The following is a 15,652-nucleotide window of genomic DNA, read 5'->3' as shown; positions in this document are numbered from 1 at the left end:
CGGTCGACTGTTCGGGAGGACCAGGTTAGAGCCGAACGAACGGGCTGTCTGGCCGGCCATGACGGAACAATCACGCGACGATGGCCCCGCGTTGCCGCCGGGTGTCGCGCTCAGGGTGCTGAAGGCCGTCAGGCGGGCAGTACTCACAACACATTGACGGCGCACCGTCGGGAGGTGCCATGAGCGAGCAGACCAAGTACGCCGAGCAGACCAAGTACGCGGAGAGCAGACAGGTAGGCGAGCAGGCCAGGGAGCGGGAATGGACGCGCCCGAGCTTCGCCAAGCAGTTGTTCCTCGGCGATCTCCGCCTGGACCTGGTCCATCCCGCGCCCACACTGCCGGCCGAGGCCGTCGAGCGGGGCGAGGAGTTCGTCCGCGCGGTCCGGCACTACCTGGAGTCCCACGTCGACCCCGCCCTGATCGAGCGCACCGCGCAGGTGCCCGACGAGGTGGTCAAGGGGCTGGCGGGCCTCGGGGCGTTCGGCATCACGATCGGCGCGGAGTACGGCGGCCTCGGCCTGCCCTACCTGTACTACTGCCGCACCCTCACCCTGGTCGGCTCCTACTGCCCGGCGCTGGCCACGCTGCTGTCGGCCCACCAGTCGATCGGCGTGCCGCAGCCGCTCAAGCAGTTCGGCACCGAGGAGCAGAAACGGGAGTTCCTGCCCCGGTGCGCGGCCGGCGAGATCTCGGCCTTCCTGCTCACCGAGCCCGACGTCGGGTCCGACCCCGCGCGGCTGTCCACGACCGCCGTACGCGACGGCGACGACTACGTGCTGGACGGCGTCAAGCTGTGGACGACGAACGGCGTCGTCGCCGACCTGCTCGTGGTCATGGCCAGGACCGGCAAGAAGATCAGCGCGTTCGTGGTCGAGGGGGACAGTCCGGGCATCACGGTCAGGCGGCGCAACAGCTTCATGGGCCTGCGCGGCATCGAGAACGGCGTCACCGAGTTCTCCCAGGTCAGAGTGCCCGCCAGGAACCTGATCGGCAAGGAGGGGCAAGGGCTGCGGATCGCGCTCACCACGCTCAACACCGGCCGCCTGTCCCTCCCGGCCACCTGCGCGGGCAACGCCAAGTGGGCCGTGAAGATCGCCCGCGAGTGGGGCAACGCGCGTGAGCAGTGGGGGCGCAAGGTGGGCCGGCACGAGGCCGTGGCCACGAAGATCGCCTTCATCGCGGCCTCGGCGTACGCGCTGGAGGCGGTCAGCGAGCTCACCGCCCGCCTGGCCGACGACCAGCGCAACGACATCAGGATCGAGGCCGCGCTCGCCAAGCTGTACGCCACCGAGCTGTCCTACAAAGTGCTCGACGAACTGGTCCAGATGAGGGGCGGCCGCGGCTACGAGACCGCGGAGTCGCTGGCCGCCCGCGGCGAGCGCGGCGTGCCCGCCGAGCAGATGTTGCGCGACTCCCGGATCAACCGCATCTTCGAGGGCTCCTCGGAGATCATGCACCTGATGATCACCCGCGAGGCCGTGGACGCGCACCTGGCCGCGGCCGGCGAGCTGATCAACCCCGAGGCCTCCCGCCAGGAACGCGCCCACGCGCTCGGACGGGCGAGCCGCTTCTACGCCAAGTGGCTGCCGACCCTGGTGGCCGGTACGGGCAACCTGCCCGGCGGCTACACCGCCCTCGGCCCGCTGGCCCAGCACCTGCGCTTCGTGGAGCGGACCAGCAGGAAGCTGGCCAGGTCCACCTTCTACGGCATGTCCCGCTGGCAGGGGAGGCTGGAGCACAAGCAGTCCTTCCTCGGCCGCGTCGTCGACATCGGGGCCGAGTTGTTCGCCATGACGGCCGTCTGCCTGAAGGCCGAGGAGGACGCCGACGACCTCGGGCGCAGGCCGTACGAGCTGGCCGACACCTTCTGCCACCAGGCCCGCCGCCGCATCCGGACGTTGTTCGACGAGCTCTGGGACAACAGCGACGAAGAGGACGTCCGCCTGGCCCGGTACGTGCTCGACGGCCGTTACGACTTCCTGGAGGAGGGCATCCTCGACCCGTCCATCGAGGGTCCGTGGATCGGAACACCGGACGGCGACGAGAACGTGCGGAGAAAGATCCTGTGACGCCCGGTCTAGACCGGTTGTGAGCTTTTTCTGCCCTGAGTGTTTTCAAACCGATACCCACCGGTATAGACCGGCTGCTGAACACAGGCTTACTCTGGCGCAAACGCGTTGAGCTCCGGCTCTCGCACCCCTCATCCCTTGGACGGGGTCAGGTGGCTGGTACGGACCAGCGGCCCGTCCGACGAGAAGGCGGTATCACCAGTGAACATGAAGCTTGCGGGCGGCGCCGCTCTCGGCCTTGCCACGATGCTGGTCCTGTCCAGCTGTGGCTCCGACGGCGGCTCGGGTGGCGGTGGGAACAACACCCAGGCCTCGGGCGGGGGCCAGGTCACCCTCAAGATGGTCGCCGCCGACTACGGCGCCGGCCCCGGCAAGCCGAACTCGGGCGAGACGTTCTGGAAGGGCGTCGTGGACGAGTTCCAGGCGGCCAACCCCAACATCAAGGTCGACGTCCAGGTCATCAACTGGAACGACATCGACAAGCAGGTCGCCACCATGGTCCAGAACGGCCAGGTGCCCGACATCCTGCAGACCGGTGACTACTCCGGCTTCGTCAAGGACGGCCTGCTCTACAAGACCGACGAGGTCCTGTCCCCGAACGTGTCCGGCGACATGCTGCAGAAGTTCGCCGACTTCGGCAAGGTGGACGGCACCGCGTACGGCATCCCGTTCGTCTCCTCCGCCCGCGCGCTCTTCTACAACAAGGACCTGTTCGCCAAGGCCGGCATCGCCGAGCCGCCCAAGACCTGGGACGAGCTCAAGGCCGACGCCGAGAAGCTGAAGAAGGCCGGCGTGAGCCAGCCGTTCGGCCTGCCGCTGGGCCAGGAAGAGGCGCAGGGCGAGTCGTTCCTGTGGATGCTGGGCAACGGCGGCGGCTACAAGGACGCCTCCGGCAAGTGGGCGATCAACTCCCCGCAGAACGTCGAGACCTTCACGTACATGAAGGGCCTGGTCGACGCCGGTCTCACCACCCCCAACCCGGGCACCAAGGACCGCAAGACGGTCTGGGAGGACTTCGGCGCGGGCAAGGTCGGCATGGTCAACGGCGGACCCATGTCCATCCCGATCTTCGACGCGGCCGGCCTGAAGAACTACGGCGTCGCGGCGATCCCCGGCAAGGCCGCCCCGCTCGACACCACGCTCGGCGTCATGGACTGGATCATGGCGTTCAACAAGAACGGCCACGCCGCCGAGATCAAGAAGTTCTTCGACTTCTTCTACACCGGCAACGCCGCGCAGAAGATCTCCGACACCTACAAGCTGCTGCCCGTCACCAACGGCGGCATCCAGAAGCTGTCCGGTGACGAGAAGCTCAAGCCGTTCCTCGACGGGCTGCCCAACGCCAGCTTCTACCCGTTCCAGGACCCGAAGTGGGCCGAGGTGAACCCGGCGATCAAGCAGACCATCGGCGGCGCCGTCAAGGACGACCCGGCCAAGGTCCTCGGCGAGCTGCAGAAGACCGCCGAAGCCAGCTGATCCAGCGGGTGTCTGTGGAGCCGGCGCGCGGGTCGCGTCTCAGCGCCGGCTCCACCGTCATGGAAGGTTCCTCATGAGAAGGTTGCGCGTCTTCGAACCCCTGGCCTGGATCGGGCCGGCCGTGGTGCTGATCGCGCTGGTCGTGCTCTGGCCCGTGATCGAGATGATCCGGTCGTCGTTCCTCAAGATCAGCCGGTTCGGAGTGGTCCAGGGCAACAACTTCCCAGACAACTACACGAAGCTGTTCGGCGAGAAGGACTTCGCCGACATCATGGTCCGCAGCGTGATCTGGGTGGTCGCGGTCGTCGCGCTCACCGTGCTGATCTCGCTGGCCCTCGCCCAGCTGTTCAACCAGCGCTTCCCCGGCCGCAAGATCGCTCGCTGGGCGCTGATCGCGCCTTGGGCGGCCTCGGTCCTGATGACGGCGATCATCTTCAAGTGGATGCTCGACCCCGAGGTCGGCGTGATCAACCAGATCAGGCTGAAGCTGGGGCTCATCGACGCGATGGGCGGCGCCTCGGCCGACCAGCTCGGGGACGCCTCCAGCGCGATGCCGTGGCTGGTGTTCGTGGCGGTCTTCGTCTCGGTGCCGTTCACCACGTACGCGCTGCTGGCCGGGCTCGCGACCATCCCCGCCGACGTGTACGAGGCGGCCAAGATGGACGGCGCCACCAAGTTCCGGACGTACTGGTCGATCACGCTGCCGCTGCTGCGCCCCGCGCTCACCGTCGCCGCCCTGATCAACGTGATGAACGTCTTCAACAGCTTCCCGATCATCTGGGCGATGACCCACGGCCAGCCGGGCTACTCGACGGCCACCTCGACCATCCTCATGTTCATCCTCAAGGGCTCGAACATCGGTGAGTCGGCCGCCATGTCCGTCGTCAACTTCGGCATGGTGATCGTGCTGACCGCGATCTTCCTCAAGGTGTCGCGCTGGAACAAGGAGGTGGCGTGATGGCCGTGCAGACCATGTCCAAGGCAGGGCCGCGCCACCACGCCGGCCACCGGGGGCGCCCGCCGCGCCGGATGCCCAAGCTCAAGACCGTGATCGTGGCGGGCGCCGCGTACATCGTCGCGTTCGTCTTCCTGTTCCCCTACCTGGTCATGCTGCTGACCTCGCTGCGGTCGCAGGAGTCGCTGCGCGAGGTGTCGTTCTGGCCCGACGAGTGGGTGTGGTCGAACCTCGGCAACTTCTGGACCAGCGGACTGGCCGGGAACCTGTGGGTGACGCTCAAGGTCGCGGGCGGCTCGACGATCCTGGTGCTGCTCGTGGCCCTGCCCGCCGCGTACTACTCGGCCCGGCACAACTTCCGGGGGCGCACGGCGTTCCTGATCCTGGTGCTGATCACCCAGATGTTCCAGCCCACGGCCATGCTCGTCGGCATCTACCGCGAGTTCTTCCAGTTCGGCCTGGTGGACTCGATCTGGTCGCTGATCCTGGTCAACGGCGGGTTCAACCTGGCCTTCGCGGTGTGGATCCTGAACGCGTACTTCGCCTCGATCCCGCGTGAGCTGGAGGAGGCCGCCTTCATCGACGGCAACGGCCGCTTCGGCGCGCTGTTCCGGATCACGCTGCCGCTGGCCATGCCGGGCGTGATCACCGCACTGATCTTCACCTTCATCGCGGCGTGGAACGAGTTCGTGGTCGCCCTGACGCTGACCACGACCCCGGCCAACCAGCCGCTCACCGTCGCGCTGAACTCGTTCATCGGCCAGTACCAGGTGGACTGGCAGAACCTCTTCGCGGGCTCGGTGATCGCCACCATCCCGGTGATCGTCCTGTTCGCGCTGATCGAGCGGAAGGTCGTCGGCGGACTGACCGCCGGCTCGATCAAGTAGAAAACGTCCGGCCGCCACCAACCCACCGGGTGGCGGCCGGGCTCATTTCTGCGGGCTCACTTCTGCGGCACGCGGGCGACGCAGAACACCGTCTGGCCGAACGGCGGACGGATGAACCGCTCGATCAGCCGCGTGGCGGGCACCACCGTGCGGTCGTAGATCTTGACCAGGCGCGGGTCGGGGTAGCCCACGCCGCCCCGCCGGACCGCCGCCCACCAGGCGATGCCGCCCAGGAAGTTGATCGGCTTGAGCACGTCGACGTCGAGCCCCGCCTTGGCCACCGTGGCGCGCAGGGTCTTGGGCGTGTAGCGCTGGACGTGGCCGACCTTGCGGTCGAAGTCTCCATAAAGCTGCATGTAGCCGGGCACCCAGATGATGATCCGGCCGCCGGGCAGCGTGACGCGGGCCAGTGAGCGCAGCGCCTCGGCGTCGTCCTCGATGTGCTCCAGCACGTTCATCATGACGACGGTGTCGACCTTGTCCTTCAGCGGGATGTCGGTCGGCAGGCCGAACTGCAGGACGTCGATGTCGTCGCGGCCCTCGAAGCGCTTGCCGAGCTGCTCGACGCAGTAGGGGTCGAAGTCGCTGACGACCAGGCGGTCGAGCCGCGGCAGGAACTGCTCGGCGAAGTGGCCCAGCCCGGAGCCGATCTCCAGCATCGAACGGCCGACGTGCGGGGCGACCATGTCGAACTCGTACTGCCGATAGTTCTTGGCCTCGTCCCCACCCAGGTGGTTCTCCAGGGCCTCGTCACCGGCCGCCGGTTGCACTACACGGTCATACCCAGAAGACATAGTCCCGTTCCTTTGAGGGGCAGACGGATTGCACGAGTCTAATGCCCCTCAGGATGACCTGATGCGTGAAACGCCCTTCCCCGTGCCCGCCCGGATGCGATGGAATCTGTCACACCATGGACGACGACGAGGCGATCGCCCGCTCGCTCGGCGGCGATCTGGGTGCCTATGAGGCCCTGGTCGCCAGGTACAGCGTGCTCGCCCACCGCACCGCCGCCATGCTCGGCGCGGGCGACGAGGCCGAGGACGTGGTGCAGGAGGCGTTCGTCAAGGCTTTCCGCCATCTGTCCGGGTTCCGCAGGGGCGCGCCTTTCCGTCCGTGGTTGTTGCGGATCGTGGCCAACGAGACACACAACCTGACCCGGGCCCGCGGGCGCAGGTCCGACCTCGCCGTACGCCTCACCGCCGCCCCCGACACCAGGCCCCCCGACGACCCGGAGGGCGCGGCCGTGGCCACCGACCGGCGCGCCCGCCTGCTGGAGGCCGTACGCGGCCTGCCCGAACGGGAACGCCAGGCGGTCGTCTGCCGGTACTTCCTGCAACTGTCGGAAGCGGAGACGGCCGAGGTGCTCGGCTGGCCGGTCGGTACCGTCAAGTCCAGCACCCACCGGGGGCTGGCCCGGCTGAGGGAGGAGGTGGGCGGTGAGCTCGCATGACCCCTTCGACGACCTGGAGACCGAACTGACCGCCCTCGGCGGCCTGCTCGACCTGCCGTCACCGCCCCCGGCCGACGTCGCCGCCGCCGTACGCGCCCGCCTGGAGACGTCGCCCCCGGAGGGCGAGAGTGTCACCCGCCTCCCGGCGCCCGGCCGGCGCAAGGACGTGCGGCGTACCCGGCGGGCCAGGTGGAAGATCGTGGCGGCCGTCGTGATCGCGGTCGGCGCCGTCACCGCCGCCACCCCCCAGGGCCGCGCCGCCGTCGCCCGCGTACTCCGCTTCGCCGGGATCGAACTGGAACTCGGCGATCGGCCCCCCACCCCGGTACGGACCACCGCGAACCTCCCGGGCGAGCACACCGTCGCCCCCGGCGACCTGCCCGCTCTGGTGAGGTTCAAGGTCGGCACGCCGACCGAGCTGGGCGCCCCCGACCACGCCACCGTCTCCGACCAGGGCCGCGTCGTGTCGCTGTTCTGGCCCGGCGGCGTCCGGCTCGACCAGTTCCAGGGCGGCGTCGACCCCTTCTTCTTCAAGAAGCTCGGCCCGCCCTGGCCCGAGTACGTCCAGGTGAACCAGGCCCAGGGCTGGTGGATCCCCGGCGCGCATCCGCTCGGCTACATCCAGCGCACGGACGGCAGCCCGATCCCCCTGCGTCAGGCGGCCCCCACCCTCATCTGGCAGCGCGACACGATCACCTACCGCCTCGAAGGCGCCGGCACCAAGGAACGCGCCATCCAGATCGCCGAGTCACTCCGCTGAGCCGGTCAGCCAGTCGTCCACACCCTTGAGCAGCTCCTTGCGCGCCGGATCGGACGCCGTGGAGGAGCGGATCGACTGCCGGGCCAGCTCGGCGATCTCGGCGTCGGAGAAGCCGTAGACCTCCCTGGCCAGCTCGTACTGGCGCAGCAGCCGCGTGCCGGACAGCAGCGGGTCGTCGGCGCCCAGCGCGATCGGCACCCCGGCGTCGAACAGCCGCCGCAGCGGCACGTCGGCCGCCCGCTCGGCCACGCCCAGGCCCACGTTGGACGTCGGGCACACCTCGCAGCAGATCTGCCGGTCGGCCAGCCGCTGCATCAGCCACGGGTCCTCGGCCGCGCGTACGCCGTGGCCGACCCGGTCGGCGCCCAGGTCGTCGATGCACTGCGCCACGCTGCGCGGCCCGAGCAGCTCGCCGCCGTGGGGGACGGCCAGCAGCCCGCCGCGCTTGGCGATGCGGAAGGCCCGCTCGAAGTCGCGCGCCTCGCCGCGCCGCTCGTCGTTGGACAGGCCGAAGCCCACCACGCCCTTGCCGGCGTACTGGGTGGCGAGCCTGGCCAGGGTGTTCGCGTCGAGCGGATGCCGGGTCCTGTTGGCCGCCACGATCACCGGCATCTCCACCCCGGCGTGCTCGGCGGCCTGCCGCGCCGCGTCGAGCATCAGCTCCAGCGTGGCCGTGAGCCCTCCGAACCGGGAGGCGAACCCCGACGGGTCCACCTGGATCTCCAGCCACCGGGAACCGGCCGCCGCCTCGTCCTCGGCCGTCTCGCGCAACAACCGGTAGACGTGCTCGGGACGGCTCAGCACGGACCTGGCGATGTCGTAGAGCCGCTGGAACCGAAACCACCCGCGCTCGTCGGTGGCCCGCAATCGCGGCGGCCAGTCCTGCTCCAGCGCGTCGGGCAGGTGCAGCCCCTGCTCCCTGGCCAGCTCGATCAGTGTCGAGTGTCGCATGGAGCCGGTGAAGTGCAGGTGGAGATGGGCCTTGGGAAGCGTGTGCAGGGGCCGGTGCATTTCCATATTTTGCCACTCGCCGCAGGTCCGGGGTCGCGTGTCGGAGGAAGGCGGGCCGAGGCGGCGAAGACACGGTAGAGATCGGGCCGATCGGGGGATCAACCGTCCATGATCCCTGAGGGACACGCCGGAGGGCAGGGCTGGCGCGCGCTGCTCGCCGGGCTGGCGTTCGCGGTGACCGCTCTCGCCATTTACACCCTGTTCCAGTCGGGTTTCGGGCGTCCGCACCCGCCTTCGGCTGGTTCGTCGTACGTGCCGGCGCCGCCCCTGAAGGTGACGCCCGGTACGAGCCGCCCGGCCGCGGCGGCCGCCGCGCCACCCGAGCCCCTGCTCGCGGTCGTCTCCGACGACTTCTGGCTCACCTACCTGCCGCGCGGCCTCGAACGCAGCGGCGGGGGAGCGGTCGCGCCGGAAACCGGCGTCGAGGGCGGCTGGGCCAGGTACGGCACCCCCGGCCGATACGTCGAGGTAGAGGTCGAACACGGTACGGTGGCCGCGGACTGGGACGCCTACCGCGCGCGGATCACCGTGCTGGACGCCCGCGAGACCACCGTGCGCGGCAGGCCCGCGGTCGTCGGCCGGCATCCGCGCGGCGGCAAGGTGATCGCCTGGCTGGAACGCCCGGGAACGGGCGCGTGGGTCCGGGTGAGCGATTCGCTCGGCGGCGAACTGCTGGCTATTGCCGCCTCGGCCCGCGCTCCTGTAGGAGACTAAGAGCCTTTTCTCTGGTTGATCCCACGAGTCATGGGGGGACGATGCGGCGCCCGGCAGCGGTGTTCCTCACGTTCGCGCTGGCGGCGGCCGTGGGCGGGTGCGGCGACGACACCCCTGCGCCCGCGGTCACCCCGCCCCCGCCGAGCGAGCGGGTGACGGCGGCGCCGGTCACCCTGGCCTGCGGATCGTCCAGGCTGAAGATCCCCGCCCCGCCGCCGCCCCTGGCCCGCTCGGGCACCTTCGGCCGCCTGGGCTCGCTCGCCAGACGGCTCACGGTGAAGGGCGTGACCTGGCACGACGACGACGGCGAGCAACTGCGGGCGGGCGTGGTGTGCGGGGTGCGGACGGCCGAGCAGTTCGCCACGCTGGTGGCCAGGTCGACCCTGACCGCCTACCGCGGCAAACCCGCGCTGCGCTGGACGACCCGCGGCGGCCTGCGCAACTTCATGTGGCTGGAGAGCCCCGGCACGGCCGTCTACCTCGCCGCCACGCCCGGCCTGACCGCCCAGCTCCGCCAGACGGCCGCCGCGATCAGACAGGGCGCTTCCTGAGGGCAGGCCGCCCGCCGTTCAGTGGGCCTCGGACAGCAGCTTGGCCAAGCGGCTGACGCCCTCGACCAGGTCGTCGTCCCCGAGGGCGTAGGACAGCCGGAAGTAGCCCGGCGTGCCGAACGCCTCGCCCGGCACGACCGCCACCTCGGCCTCCTCCAGGATCAGCTCGGCCAGCTCGGCCGACGACCCCGGACGCCGCCCGCGCAGCTCCTTGCCCACCAGCTCCTTGACCGACGGATACGCGTAGAACGCCCCCTTCGGCTCCGGGCAGAACACGCCCGGGATCTCGTTGAGCATCCGGACCATGGTCTGGCGGCGCCGGTCGAAGGCCGTACGCATCTCGGCCACGGCCGACAGGTCGCCGGAAACGGCGGCCAGCGCGGCGATCTGGGACACGTTGGCCACGTTGGAGGTGGCGTGCGACTGCAGGTTGGTCGCCGCCTTGACCACGTCGGACGGACCGATCAGCCAGCCCACCCGCCAGCCCGTCATCGCGTAGGTCTTGGCCACGCCGTTGAGGATCACGACCCGGTCGCCGAGCTCGGGCACGGCCGTGGCGATGCTGGTGAACTCGGTGCCGCCGTAGACCAGGTGCTCGTAGATCTCGTCGGTGACGACCCACAGGCCGTGCTCGGCCGCCCACCGGCCGATCGCCACGGTCTCCTCGCGCGAGTAGACCGCGCCCGTCGGGTTGGACGGCGAGACGAACAGCAGCACCTTCGTACGCTCGGTGCGGGCCGCCTCAAGCTGCTCGACGCTCGCCAGGTAGCCCGTGGACTCGTCGGTCACGACGTCGACCTGCACACCCCCGGCCAGCTTGATCGCCTCGGGGTACGTCGTCCAGTAGGGGGCGACGACCAGCACCTCGTCGCCCGGGTCGAGCAGCGTCGCGAACGCCTCGTAGACGGCCTGCTTGCCGCCGTTGGTGACGAGCACCTGGGACGGCTCGACCGAGTAGCCGGAGTCGCGCCGCGTCTTGGCGGCGATGGCCTGCTTGAGCTCGGGGAGCCCGCCCGCCGGCGTGTACTTGTGGTTGCGCGGGTCGCGCGCCGCCTCGACCGCGGCCTCGACGATGTAGCCGGGCGTCGGGAAGTCGGGCTCACCCGCGCCGAAGCCGATGACGGGCCGACCGGCCGCCTTCATCGCCTTCGCCTTGGCGTCCACCGCGAGCGTGGCGGACTCGGAAATCGCGGAGATTCTTGCGGAGATACGGGGTCGCGTGGACATGCTCACCATGCTCCCACGCGGGCGTGACCTGGGCGATCAGGTTTGGGTTCGACGTACCGGGCAATCCCCCGTATGCTTTCGCCTGGTCCTTCCGCCGCATGTCGGCGAGCGGTTCGGTCCAGGCAGTGAGTCAATCAGGGTAGTGTGGTTGACGACATAGGGCACTGGCGCAATTGGTAGCGCACCGGTCTCCAAAACCGGCGGTTGGGGGTTCGAGTCCCTCGTGCCCTGCGAGTGCGGTCCGCGCAAATGGCGTGTAAGCGCGCCGCAGAACTGCGTTGGATACGACAGATTCAGGTGAGGACTGTGGCGATCGACACGCGCGGCGAGACCGCAGGCAAGCCCAGTGGCGAGAAGAAGACGCGCACTTCACCTGCCCTTTTCTATCGGCAGGTCGTCAACGAGCTTCGCAAGGTCATCTGGCCGACACGCAAGGATCTCATCACCTACACCACGGTCGTTCTGGTATTCGTTCTGATCATGGTGGCGATCGTGTATGGGCTCGACGCCGCTCTCGGCTGGGCCGTCCTCCGCGTCTTCGGCGGGGAGTGAGCCCGCCAAGCTCGACGCCGTGTGGTGTCGGCTGACGGCGACGCCATTCGATTCGAGGAAAGAGGAAAGGTCACGTGTCCGAGTCTTCTGTTCCGGCTGAGGAGCACCGCGACGAGCGGGGCGACGACGAGCTGGGAGAGACCACCGACGAATTGGGCGACGAGCTGGGTGAGGCTCGCGACGAAGGCGTCGAGGCGGCTCTCCAGGAGGCCGACGAGACCGACGAAGTCGAAGAAGGTGAGGAGGCTCCCGCCGAGGCGGAGGCCGAGATCCTGCCCGACGTCGACCCGGTCGAGGAGTTCAAGAGCTCGCTGCGCGGGCTCCCTGGCGAGTGGTATGTGATCCACTCCTACGCCGGCTACGAGAACCGCGTGAAGTCCAACATCGAGAGCCGCAACGTGTCGCTCAACATGGAGGACTACATCTACCAGGTCGAGGTGCCCACGCACACCGTCCAGGAGTTCAAGAGCGGCAAGAAGGTCCCGGTCAAGGAGCGCGTGCTGCCCGGCTACGTCCTGGTGCGCATGGAGCTGACCGACGAGTCCTGGGCCGCCGTGCGTAACACGCCCGGCGTGACCGGTTTCGTCGGCCTGTCCAACAAGCCGAGCCCGCTCAGCCTCGACGAGGTCGCCAAGCTGCTGGCGCCCGAGCCGACCGAGGAGGCCAAGAAGGCCACCACCAAGGCGGCCAGCGGTCCCACGGTCGAGTTCGAGATCGGCGAGTCCGTCACGGTCATGGACGGTCCCTTCGCCACCCTGCCCGCCTCGGTCAGCGAGATCAGCCCCGAGTCGCAGAAGCTCAAGGTGCTCGTGTCGATCTTCGGTCGTGAGACCCCGGTCGAGCTCTCGTTCAACCAGGTCTCGAAGATCTAAGACGATCACCTACACTTAGACGTTCGGTCGGCCGCCTTTCGCGAAGGGTGGCCTTCCGACATGTCCGGGCGCATCCGCGTCCGGACGGCATCACGATCAGGACCCGGAGAAGGACTCATGCCTCCGAAGAAGAAGATCGCGGCGCTCGTCAAGGTCCAGCTCCCCGCTGGCCAGGCCACGCCCGCTCCGCCGGTCGGTACCGCCCTCGGTCCCCACGGCGTCAACATCATGGACTTCGTCAAGCAGTACAACGCTGCGACGGAGTCCCAGCGGGGCAACATCATCCCCGTTGAGATCACCATTTTCGAAGACCGCAGCTTCACCTTCATCACGAAGACGCCCCCGGCGCCCGAGCTGATCAAGAAGGCCCTGGGTCTCGACAAGGGCAGCGCCGTCCCCCACAAGGACAAGGTCGGCAGGCTGACGCGCGAGCAGCTGCGCAGCATCGCCGAGACCAAGATGCCCGACCTCAACGCCAACGACGTCGAGGCTGCAGAGAAGATCATCGCCGGCACCGCCCGGTCGATGGGCATCACGATCGCCGACTAAGACTTTTCCCAGATCCGTGGGAGGGCCGGGTCCCGGCCCGCTTACCACAAGGAGACAGACATGAAGCGCAGCAAGGCGCACAAGGACGCGGCCGGCAAGGTCGACCGCGACAAGCTCTACACGCCCGCCGACGCCGCCAAGCTGGCCAAGGAGACGTCGACCACCAAGTTCGACGCCACCGTGGAAGTGGCGCTGCGGCTGGGCGTCGACCCTCGCAAGGCCGACCAGATCGTGCGCGGCACGGTCAACCTCCCGCACGGCACCGGTAAGACCGCCCGGGTCCTGGTCTTCGCGACCGGTGACCGTGCCGAGGCAGCCCGCGAGGCGGGCGCCGACATCGTCGGCGCCGACGAGCTGGTCGACGAGATCGCCAAGGGCAACCGGCTCAACGAGTTCGACGCCGTGGTCGCCACCCCTGACCTCATGGGCAAGGTCGGCCGCCTGGGCCGCGTGCTCGGCCCGCGTGGCCTCATGCCCAACCCCAAGACCGGCACCGTGACGCCCGACGTCGCCAAGGCCGTGACCGAGATCAAGGGCGGCAAGATCGAGTTCCGCACCGACCGGCAGGCCAACCTGCACTTCATCATCGGCAAGACGTCGTTCCCCGAGCGTCAGCTCATCGAGAACTACGCCGCCGCGCTTGACGAGGTGCTGCGTCTCAAGCCGTCGGCGGCCAAGGGCCGTTACCTGAAGAAGGTCACCTTCTCCACCACCATGGGCCCCGGCGTCCCCGTCGACCCCAACCTCACCCGTGGCCTGACCGCCGAGCTCGACGCGTAGCGGTTCCCGGGTTTTCGAAGGTCCCGTCTGTTCTCAGACGGGGCCTTCGTGCTTTTCCGGCCCGCCTGACCACTCGGCCAGGGGGCAGGGGTTGTGGAGAAATCGTGCACGCCCTGTGGGGGAGAACCCTGGGTTTTCCCCTAATTGTGCGGGGAAGTCGCCACGATGGGACAAGCCAAACGTAGGGTCATAACATGCTGAAGCGCAGGAAAAGTCTCGCCACCGCCGCGGCCGGAGCTGCTCTCGTCGCGGCCGCGGTCGCCGGGTGTGGTACGAACGCGCAGCCCATCCAGGTCAACCTGGCCGCCTCAGAGGTGCTCGCGCAGGCCGCGCAGAAGACCGCAGAGGTCACCAGCTACACAGTGGACGCAGTCGCGAACGTGACGCACCCCCAAGAGGGCAACGGCAAGGTGCAGGGACGCATGCTCTACCAGAGCAAGCCCCAGCTCGCCGTGGACCTGACCCTCGACACCGTGGACATGGGCGGCCGTAACCTGCCGGGTGGCGTGCGCGCCATCCTTCAGGACGACACCGTGTACGTGAAGGTCGAGGCGCTCAAGGAGCTCCTTGGCGCCACCAAGCCGTGGATCAAGGTCCCGCTCGCCGAGGTGGGCAACCAGGGTCAGGTCAACCAGTACCTCGGCCAGATCCAGCAGTTCGACCTGGCCAGCGTGACCAAGCTGGTCACCGCGTCGAAGGACGTGAAGCAGGCCGGCACCGAGAGCGTCAACGGCGAGGACACCACCCACTACAGCGGCACGTTCCCCGTGGACGCGGCCGTCACCCAGCTCCCCGCCGACAAGCAGGAGCAGGCCCGTACGAACCTGGCCGAGCTCAAGGACGTCAAGTTCGACGTCTGGGTGGCCGGCGACAGCCTGCCCCGCAAGCTCACCCTGAACGGCTCCAAGGAGGGCGCGACGCTGGACGCCACGCTGCTCTTCAAGAACTTCAACGAGCCCGTGAACGTCGAGGTCCCGCCCGCCGACCAGGTCGGGGAGCTGCCCAAGTCGACCGTCAACTGAGAACCGATTTGGAAACTCGGCGGCCAGCACGTAGGCTGGTCGTTGCCGAAGACCGCCGGTCGTCGTCAGGTGCATCAGTCCTGGCGACCGAAGGATCCACGTTCTGTGGACGGCCCGCGCAGGTGTGATGCGAGTTTCCCATATGGTGCAGTTCCATATGTGAGCCCCGTGCGCCCCTGCGCCCGGGGCTGTTCTCATTTCCAGGGGCCTTCGCCGGCGGCACACCTGGAAGGAGGCCCATGGCGAGGGCGGATAAGGCGACAGCCGTTGCCGAGCTCAAGAGCGAGTTCGAAGGCAGCAGCGCCGCCGTTCTGACCGAGTACCGCGGTCTCACCGTCGCTCAGCTCAAGCAGCTGCGCGTTGCTCTTGGTGAGAATGCGAAGTTCGCCGTGGCGAAGAACACCCTGACCAAGATTGCGGCCAACGAAGCCGGTCTGTCGTTCCCCGACGACCTGCTCACGGGCCCGACCGCGATCGCCTTCGTCAACGGCGACGTTGTCGAGGCGGCCAAGGGTCTGCGTGACTTCGCCAAGGCCAATCCCCTTCTGGTGATCAAGGGTGGTGTGCTCGACGGTAAGACGCTCGACGCCACCGAGATCACCAAGCTCGCCGACCTCGAGTCCCGCGAGGTCCTCCTCGCGAAGCTCGCCGGTGCTCTCAAGGCGAAGCAGAGCGCTGCCGCCGCGGTTTTCGCCGCGCTGCCCACGCAGATGGCTCAGCTGGCCGACGCCCTTCGTGCCAAGCGCGAAGAAGCGGGCGAGTAACACGGGGGTTGCC

Annotated in this window: 17 protein-coding genes and 1 tRNA gene; 15 read left to right on the top strand and 3 right to left on the bottom strand. The window is 68.7% G+C overall.

Annotated elements, in window-relative coordinates:
- Positions 1-179: 179 nt before the first annotated feature.
- From DMB42_RS37130 to DMB42_RS37115, 4 genes are all read left to right on the top strand, one after another.
- Positions 180-2,069 (top strand): acyl-CoA dehydrogenase family protein, encoded by a 1,890-nt coding sequence (locus DMB42_RS37130; protein WP_125642975.1) that lies wholly within the window; start codon positions 180-182, stop codon positions 2,067-2,069.
- Between the two features lie 207 nt (positions 2,070-2,276).
- The gene (locus tag DMB42_RS37125; RefSeq protein ID WP_125642972.1) at positions 2,277-3,545 is read left to right on the top strand and encodes an extracellular solute-binding protein; all 1,269 of its coding nucleotides are present in this window, start codon (positions 2,277-2,279) and stop codon (positions 3,543-3,545) included.
- Between the two features lie 73 nt (positions 3,546-3,618).
- Positions 3,619-4,503, top strand: a complete 885-nt coding sequence (locus DMB42_RS37120) for a carbohydrate ABC transporter permease (RefSeq protein WP_260478171.1) — start codon at positions 3,619-3,621, stop codon at positions 4,501-4,503.
- Positions 4,503-5,387: a carbohydrate ABC transporter permease gene (locus DMB42_RS37115; RefSeq protein ID WP_260478170.1), complete on the top strand. Its 885-nt coding sequence runs from the start codon at positions 4,503-4,505 to the stop codon at positions 5,385-5,387. The genes DMB42_RS37120 and DMB42_RS37115 overlap by 1 nt, the downstream gene beginning before the upstream one ends.
- Before the next feature lie 56 nt (positions 5,388-5,443).
- On the opposite strand, the gene DMB42_RS37110 is transcribed toward DMB42_RS37115, so the two are convergent.
- Positions 5,444-6,181 (bottom strand): methyltransferase domain-containing protein, encoded by a 738-nt coding sequence (locus tag DMB42_RS37110; protein WP_125642969.1) that lies wholly within the window; start codon positions 6,179-6,181, stop codon positions 5,444-5,446.
- Positions 6,182-6,297: 116 nt separating this feature from the next.
- Here DMB42_RS37110 and DMB42_RS37105 point away from each other — a divergent pair, with 116 nt between their 5' ends.
- Together DMB42_RS37105 and DMB42_RS37100 are read left to right on the top strand one after the other, a co-directional pair.
- Positions 6,298-6,837 carry an RNA polymerase sigma factor gene (locus DMB42_RS37105; RefSeq protein WP_125642966.1) on the top strand — a complete coding sequence of 180 codons (540 nt, stop codon included), beginning with the start codon at positions 6,298-6,300 and terminating at the stop codon, positions 6,835-6,837.
- Entirely contained in the window at positions 6,824-7,597 is a 774-nt protein-coding gene (locus DMB42_RS37100; RefSeq protein ID WP_125642964.1) for a hypothetical protein, read from the top strand. Before DMB42_RS37105 ends, DMB42_RS37100 begins: the two co-directional genes overlap by 14 nt.
- Here DMB42_RS37100 and DMB42_RS37095 read toward each other — a convergent pair.
- A complete protein-coding gene (locus DMB42_RS37095) occupies positions 7,586-8,608 on the bottom strand; it encodes an adenosine deaminase (protein ID WP_125642961.1) in 1,023 nt (340 codons plus the stop codon). The genes DMB42_RS37100 and DMB42_RS37095 overlap by 12 nt on opposite strands.
- Positions 8,609-8,716: 108 nt before the next feature.
- On the opposite strand from DMB42_RS37095, the gene DMB42_RS37090 reads away from it, so the two are divergent.
- Together DMB42_RS37090 and DMB42_RS37085 are read left to right on the top strand one after the other, a co-directional pair.
- The gene (locus tag DMB42_RS37090; protein ID WP_125642958.1) at positions 8,717-9,322 is read left to right on the top strand and encodes a hypothetical protein; all 606 of its coding nucleotides are present in this window, start codon (positions 8,717-8,719) and stop codon (positions 9,320-9,322) included.
- A 41-nt stretch (positions 9,323-9,363) separates the two neighbouring features.
- Positions 9,364-9,873: a hypothetical protein gene (locus tag DMB42_RS37085; RefSeq protein ID WP_125642955.1), complete on the top strand. Its 510-nt coding sequence runs from the start codon at positions 9,364-9,366 to the stop codon at positions 9,871-9,873.
- 18 nt (positions 9,874-9,891) lie between these two features.
- On the opposite strand, the gene DMB42_RS37080 is transcribed toward DMB42_RS37085, so the two are convergent.
- Positions 9,892-11,100, bottom strand: coding sequence for a pyridoxal phosphate-dependent aminotransferase (locus tag DMB42_RS37080; RefSeq protein ID WP_125642953.1), 1,209 nt, complete (start codon positions 11,098-11,100; stop codon positions 9,892-9,894).
- 158 nt (positions 11,101-11,258) lie between these two features.
- Between DMB42_RS37080 and DMB42_RS37075 the strand changes: the two genes are divergently transcribed.
- The 7 genes from DMB42_RS37075 (at position 11,259) to rplJ (ending at position 15,639) form a co-directional block, all read left to right on the top strand.
- Positions 11,259-11,331, top strand: a tRNA-Trp gene (locus DMB42_RS37075).
- Between the two features lie 75 nt (positions 11,332-11,406).
- Positions 11,407-11,652, top strand: coding sequence for a preprotein translocase subunit SecE (gene secE, locus DMB42_RS37070; RefSeq protein ID WP_125642950.1), 246 nt, complete (start codon positions 11,407-11,409; stop codon positions 11,650-11,652).
- A 74-nt stretch (positions 11,653-11,726) separates the two neighbouring features.
- Positions 11,727-12,524: a transcription termination/antitermination protein NusG gene (nusG, locus tag DMB42_RS37065; protein ID WP_229824925.1), complete on the top strand. Its 798-nt coding sequence runs from the start codon at positions 11,727-11,729 to the stop codon at positions 12,522-12,524.
- 117 nt (positions 12,525-12,641) lie between these two features.
- On the top strand, positions 12,642-13,073 hold the full coding sequence (gene rplK / locus DMB42_RS37060; protein ID WP_125642947.1) for a 50S ribosomal protein L11: 432 nt from the start codon (positions 12,642-12,644) through the stop codon (positions 13,071-13,073).
- Positions 13,074-13,133: 60 nt separating this feature from the next.
- A complete protein-coding gene (rplA, locus tag DMB42_RS37055) occupies positions 13,134-13,853 on the top strand; it encodes a 50S ribosomal protein L1 (protein ID WP_125642944.1) in 720 nt (239 codons plus the stop codon).
- Between the two features lie 194 nt (positions 13,854-14,047).
- Complete coding sequence (locus DMB42_RS37050) at positions 14,048-14,875, top strand: LppX_LprAFG lipoprotein (RefSeq protein WP_260478169.1); 828 nt, start codon at positions 14,048-14,050, stop codon at positions 14,873-14,875.
- A 239-nt stretch (positions 14,876-15,114) separates the two neighbouring features.
- Positions 15,115-15,639: a 50S ribosomal protein L10 gene (gene rplJ / locus DMB42_RS37045; RefSeq protein WP_125642941.1), complete on the top strand. Its 525-nt coding sequence runs from the start codon at positions 15,115-15,117 to the stop codon at positions 15,637-15,639.
- Positions 15,640-15,652 lie beyond the last annotated feature (13 nt).

Origin of the sequence: Nonomuraea sp. WAC 01424 (genome assembly GCF_003947315.1) — a bacterium.
GTDB lineage: Bacteria > Actinomycetota > Actinomycetes > Streptosporangiales > Streptosporangiaceae > Nonomuraea > Nonomuraea spiralis.
This window is presented reverse-complemented; position numbering and strand designations above follow the sequence as displayed.

Bases quoted from the DNA above. Each gene is read 5' to 3' on its own strand.
- rplK (WP_125642947.1), top strand. From the start codon at position 12,642: ATGCCTCCGAAGAAGAAGATCGCGGCGCTCGTCAAGGTCCAGCTCCCC.
- rplA (WP_125642944.1), top strand. From the start codon at position 13,134: ATGAAGCGCAGCAAGGCGCACAAGGACGCGGCCGGCAAGGTCGACCGC.
- DMB42_RS37105 (WP_125642966.1), top strand. From the start codon at position 6,298: ATGGACGACGACGAGGCGATCGCCCGCTCGCTCGGCGGCGATCTGGGT.
- DMB42_RS37080 (WP_125642953.1), bottom strand. From the start codon at position 11,100: ATGTCCACGCGACCCCGTATCTCCGCAAGAATCTCCGCGATTTCCGAG.
- DMB42_RS37085 (WP_125642955.1), top strand. From the start codon at position 9,364: ATGCGGCGCCCGGCAGCGGTGTTCCTCACGTTCGCGCTGGCGGCGGCC.
- rplJ (WP_125642941.1), top strand. From the start codon at position 15,115: ATGGCGAGGGCGGATAAGGCGACAGCCGTTGCCGAGCTCAAGAGCGAG.
- DMB42_RS37110 (WP_125642969.1), bottom strand. From the start codon at position 6,181: ATGTCTTCTGGGTATGACCGTGTAGTGCAACCGGCGGCCGGTGACGAG.
- DMB42_RS37095 (WP_125642961.1), bottom strand. From the start codon at position 8,608: ATGCACCGGCCCCTGCACACGCTTCCCAAGGCCCATCTCCACCTGCAC.
- DMB42_RS37050 (WP_260478169.1), top strand. From the start codon at position 14,048: ATGCTGAAGCGCAGGAAAAGTCTCGCCACCGCCGCGGCCGGAGCTGCT.
- DMB42_RS37120 (WP_260478171.1), top strand. From the start codon at position 3,619: ATGAGAAGGTTGCGCGTCTTCGAACCCCTGGCCTGGATCGGGCCGGCC.
- DMB42_RS37125 (WP_125642972.1), top strand. From the start codon at position 2,277: ATGAAGCTTGCGGGCGGCGCCGCTCTCGGCCTTGCCACGATGCTGGTC.
- DMB42_RS37115 (WP_260478170.1), top strand. From the start codon at position 4,503: ATGGCCGTGCAGACCATGTCCAAGGCAGGGCCGCGCCACCACGCCGGC.
- DMB42_RS37090 (WP_125642958.1), top strand. From the start codon at position 8,717: ATGATCCCTGAGGGACACGCCGGAGGGCAGGGCTGGCGCGCGCTGCTC.
- DMB42_RS37130 (WP_125642975.1), top strand. From the start codon at position 180: ATGAGCGAGCAGACCAAGTACGCCGAGCAGACCAAGTACGCGGAGAGC.